At 63.8% G+C, this 224-nt stretch carries 1 pseudogene; it reads left to right on the forward strand.

The features are described from left to right. A pseudogene (locus KJQ96_RS39720) lies at nucleotides 1-224 on the forward strand (Tex-like N-terminal domain-containing protein); the annotation flags it as partial.

Raw genomic sequence — 224 nt, forward strand, 5'->3', positions numbered from 1 at the left:
ATCTATTTGCCGTTCAAGCCGAAGCGCCGCACCAAAGCGGAGATTGCCAAGGAAGCCGGGCTCGAGCCGTTGTCCGAGCTGTTGCTGACGCAACCGCAGAACGATCCGCAGGTTGTGGCGGCGGGTTTCGTCAACCCCGAAAAGCAGGTGGCAGACGTCGCCGCTGCGCTTGAGGGGGCGCGCGCGATTCTGGTGGAGCGATTCGCCGAGGACGCCGACCTGAT

This window comes from Bradyrhizobium sp. sGM-13, from assembly GCF_018398875.1.
Lineage (GTDB): Bacteria > Pseudomonadota > Alphaproteobacteria > Rhizobiales > Xanthobacteraceae > Bradyrhizobium.